The organism is Nocardia farcinica, assembly GCF_029867845.1.
Lineage (GTDB): Bacteria > Actinomycetota > Actinomycetes > Mycobacteriales > Mycobacteriaceae > Nocardia > Nocardia farcinica_A.
Genome location: NZ_JARWRU010000735.1, coordinates 1 through 3,958 on the forward strand (window position 1 = coordinate 1; position 3,958 = coordinate 3,958).

The following is a 3,958-nucleotide window of genomic DNA, read 5'->3' on the forward strand; positions in this document are numbered from 1 at the left end:
GCTGTGGGGGGGGGGGTCCGGCGGGGCGCCCGCGCGGGGGCCCCCCGTGGGGCCCGCGGGGGCCGGTGAGCAGGCGTTCCACGCGGGTGGCCAGCGCGGTGAAGGCGTCGCGGTCGCGATCGGATTCGGCGGTGTGCGCGCAGGTCACCGTGTCGCCGTGCAGGGCGAACAGTTCGGTGACCAACGGGAGGTCGGCGCCCGCGCGTTCCCTGCGGTCGCGGGCCTTGGCCTCGTCGGCCAGTCGCTCGATCGTGGCGGCCTGTCGTGCCACCACGCGGGACAGGTCCTCGATGTGTTCGCTCAGCCGCGACAACAGGGCGGCGGTCTCGTCGCGCGTCGGCTCGTGCGCCGTCGTGGGCTCGTGCGCCGTCGAGGTGGTCTCGGGTACAGTCGGCGCGGGCGCGGTCCGCCCGCCGGTGCCCGGCTCGGTCGGGACGGCGGCGCCGTCGGCGGTGTGGCTGTCGGTGTCGACAGCGGCGGTATCGGTGTCGGTGTCGATGTCGGTGTCGGTGTCGATGGTGCGTTCCCCCTGGTCAGGAGTGCGGTCATGCGCGTGCTCGGTGCGCTGCCCGGTGTCCGTCATGCAGGCACCCTAACGCCGGGAGGCGAATCGGCGCGGCGACAGCGGGATTCGCGCGGTGAGCGGATCTGACCGCAGGCGGGGACTGCTAGCATCCCTCGCATGGGGGTCTACGGCATCGACCTGGGCACAACGAACTCGGCCATCGCGCGGATCGACGCCGACGGCCGTCCCGAAGTGCTGACCGGCATGAACGGGGAACCGACGGTTCCCTCCGTCGTGCTGTTCGCATCCGCTTTCGATCACGTCGTCGGCGAGGGCGCGCGGCGCCAGGCCCGGCTCGACCCCGAGCACGTGTGCGCGCTGGTCAAGCGGCGCATGGGCGACGCCGACTGGCGCTTCGCCGCGCACGGCGAGATGTGGTCGGCCCCCGCGGTCTCCGCCCTGATCCTCAAGAGCCTGGCAGCCGACGCGGAGTTCGCCGGTGGCGAGCCGGTGCGGCGCGCGGTCATCACCGTGCCCGCCTACTTCGGCGACGAGGAGCGCAAGGCCACCATCCAGGCGGGCACCTACGCCGGGTTCGAGGTCGCGGGCGTGCTCTCCGAGCCCATCGCAGCCGCTTTCTCCTACGGATTCGGCAAGCTCGACGGCAGCATCGACATCGGCAAGGCGGGCGCACGGGAGACCGTGCTGGTCTACGACCTCGGCGGCGGCACCTTCGACGCCACCGTCATCGAACTGGCCGACCGCCGGATCTCGGTGCTGGCGGTGGAGGGCGACCACCAGCTCGGCGGCGCCGACTGGGACGAGCGCATCGCTCTGCAACTGTCGCAGCGCTTCTGCGCCGAGCATCCCGACGCCGAGGACCCGCTCGACGATTCCGCGGGCTCGCAGATGCTGGTGCTGGCCGCCGAGCGCGCCAAGCACGACCTGACCGATGCCGAGAGCACCGAGGTGGTCGTCGCGCACGACGGCCGCCGCTCGGTCGTCACCCTGACCCGCGCCGAGCTCGAGGAGATGACCGCCTCGCTCATGCGCCGCACCATCGACCTCACCCGGGACTGCCTGGCCGAGGCCGCCAAGCGCGGCGTCGCCCGGGTCGACCGGCTGCTGCTGGTCGGCGGCTCGTCCCGGATGCCGATGGTGGCCAGGCACCTGCGCGAAGAGTTCGGCCTGGTCGGAGAGCTGCGCGATCCCGACCTGTCGGTGGCACGGGGCGCGGCCCTCTACGGCGAGAAGCTGGAGATGGAGCGGCTGGTCGCCGCCGACCTGGTCACCAGGGGCAGGCTCCGCGACGGGGCATCCCTCACCGAGGCCGCGCCCGCCGATCTGGAGCAGGCCGTGGCGCGGGTGGCCGCCTCCTTCGGCCAGCCGGTGAGCGTGGTGCGGCGCATGCTGGAGATCCAGGTCGACACCGTGGTCTCGCGCGGCTTCGGCGTGCTGGCGCTGGACGCGCACTACGGCCTGTCGGCGGCGTGGCTGGTGCATCGCAACCAGACCCTGCCGGTGCGCGTGCGGCGCTCCTTCGGCACCGTGCGCGCCGACCAGGACCAGATCGAGCTCACCATCGTCGAACAGCAGGGCCAGGCCGAATCCATCCGCCCCGAGGACACCAAGGTGCTGGTGGAGGGCCGCATCCGTGGCATCCCGCCCGGGTATCCGGCGGGCAGCGAGGTGCGGGTCACCTTCGAGATGGGCTTCGACGGTGTCCTGCACGTCACCGCCCACCATGTCGACGCCGACATGCCGCTGGTGCTCTCGGCGCAGACCGGTGCGGCAATGTCCCAGGCCGATGTCGCGCGCGAGCTCGAGCAGCTGCAACGCTCCCGGCGGCGCGACGTCTGACGACATGCGGCCCTTCGATCCCAACGACTACCGCAAACGGGTGCTCGCCGCGGTCGAGCGCCGCGGCGGTGTCGAGCACTCCGACCCCTTCGAGCTCTACGACGTGCCGCTCGAGCTGGCCGAGACGCTCACCGACGCCGAGGTGGCGGCCCGGGTGACCGAGGTGTGGGGGTTCTGGCAGCGCCAGCGCGACCACCCCAAGTACCGGGTGCTGGTCGGGGTGCTCGTCGCCAACCACGAGCGGTTGTCGTATCTGCTGCTTGACGGCTCCGCCCGGCGGGCCGAGGCGCTGCGCATCCGCCGCGAACGCGAGGAACGCGACGCGGAACGCTTCGCCATGCTGGACGCGGCGATCGCCCGGCTGGTGGAGCGCCACGGCGGTGTACCGGCCGGCAAGGTGTCGGGCCTGGAGGAGATCGGCGCCATGAGCGGGCTCGGCGCCGCCGAGGTGGCGGGCAGGCTGCGCAGGCACCGCGTGCTCGAAGACGCCCCGGCCGCCGCGCCCGCGCCCACCCTGCTCACCGAGCAGCGCCGCGCCGAGATCCGGCGCCTGCTCGCCGAATGGGCCCGGCTCGTGGACGGCCCGCCCGCCCCGACCCTGCTCGCGCTGCTCGGTCTCGACCCGACTCGCGCCGGGCACACCGAGGAGGTCCGGCTGCGCGCCGAGGCCCTGCGCGCGCGGGCAAGGGAGCTGCCGCCCGGCCGGATGCGGGTGGTGCTCGACGAGTTGCTCGTGCACGTCGCCGACCTGCTCGAACCGGGCCCCGAGGTGGCCGAGGAGTATGTGGTCTCGGTGGTCGCGGACGTGGCCGAGAAGCTGCGGCCCAAGGTGCGGGCCGCGGTGCTGGTCGAGGACGAGCTGGCCGGCGACGACTACGACTTCCTGCACGAGGAAGCCGTCGAACTGGGACTCGACCCGTCCGGTGCGGCCATGGTCCTCGAGGAGCTGGCGCGGGAACTCGGGGCACGGGTCCGCCCCGGCGTGACGCCGCCCCCGGCGCCGCCCGCTCGCGTGCCCGCACCGGTGTCGAATCCGGCGCCGCCCCGCCAGGACTGGATGGAACCGTTGAAGGCGGCCAGGGCCGCGCTGCGCGAGGGCCGTCCGCAGCAGGCGGCCCGGCTCGTCGCCGATGCCCGCATGCTCGACACCCGTCGCGACGGCACCACCCAGATCCGTTCCGTCGCCGACGAGGTGGAGCGAGTGCTTGCCGAGGCGGGGTCCTGGTGGAGCGCCGCGACGGCGGCCCGCGCGGCCAACCGCTACACCGAGGTGCTGGCGCTGACCGAGAAGCTGCGCGCCACCGCCTGCGACGTCCCGCCACCCACCGGGTACGACGTCGGCTTGGAGGCGCTGGCCGCGGAAGCCCGCGCCGCCGTGGCCGAGGCCGACCGGCTCGTCGGCACCGCCGCCGCGGCCGCCCCGCTGGAACGTGTCCGCCTGCTCGGCCAGGCCCTGGCCCGCTGCGCCGACCACGAGTCCGCCACTCGACAGCTGGCCGCCGTCCCGGTGCCCGCCCCCACCGGCGGGGGGGGGGGGGGGGGGGGGGGGGGGGGGGGGGGGGGGGGGGGGGGGGGGGGGGGGGGGCGGGGGGG

General features: G+C 74.4%; 2 protein-coding genes and 1 pseudogene. 2 read left to right on the forward strand and 1 reads right to left on the reverse strand.

Features of this window, described 5'->3' with window-relative positions; genetic code table 11:
• Positions 1-583, reverse strand: a pseudogene (locus QH283_RS16055) (hypothetical protein); the annotation flags it as partial.
• 99 nt (positions 584-682) lie between these two features.
• On the opposite strand from QH283_RS16055, the gene QH283_RS16060 reads away from it, so the two are divergent.
• Positions 683-2,365, forward strand: a complete 1,683-nt coding sequence (locus tag QH283_RS16060; RefSeq protein WP_280503793.1) for an Hsp70 family protein — start codon at positions 683-685, stop codon at positions 2,363-2,365.
• Between the two features lie 4 nt (positions 2,366-2,369).
• A partial coding sequence (locus QH283_RS16065; protein WP_280503794.1) for an Ig-like domain repeat protein occupies positions 2,370-3,958 on the forward strand: 1,589 nt, incomplete at its 3' end.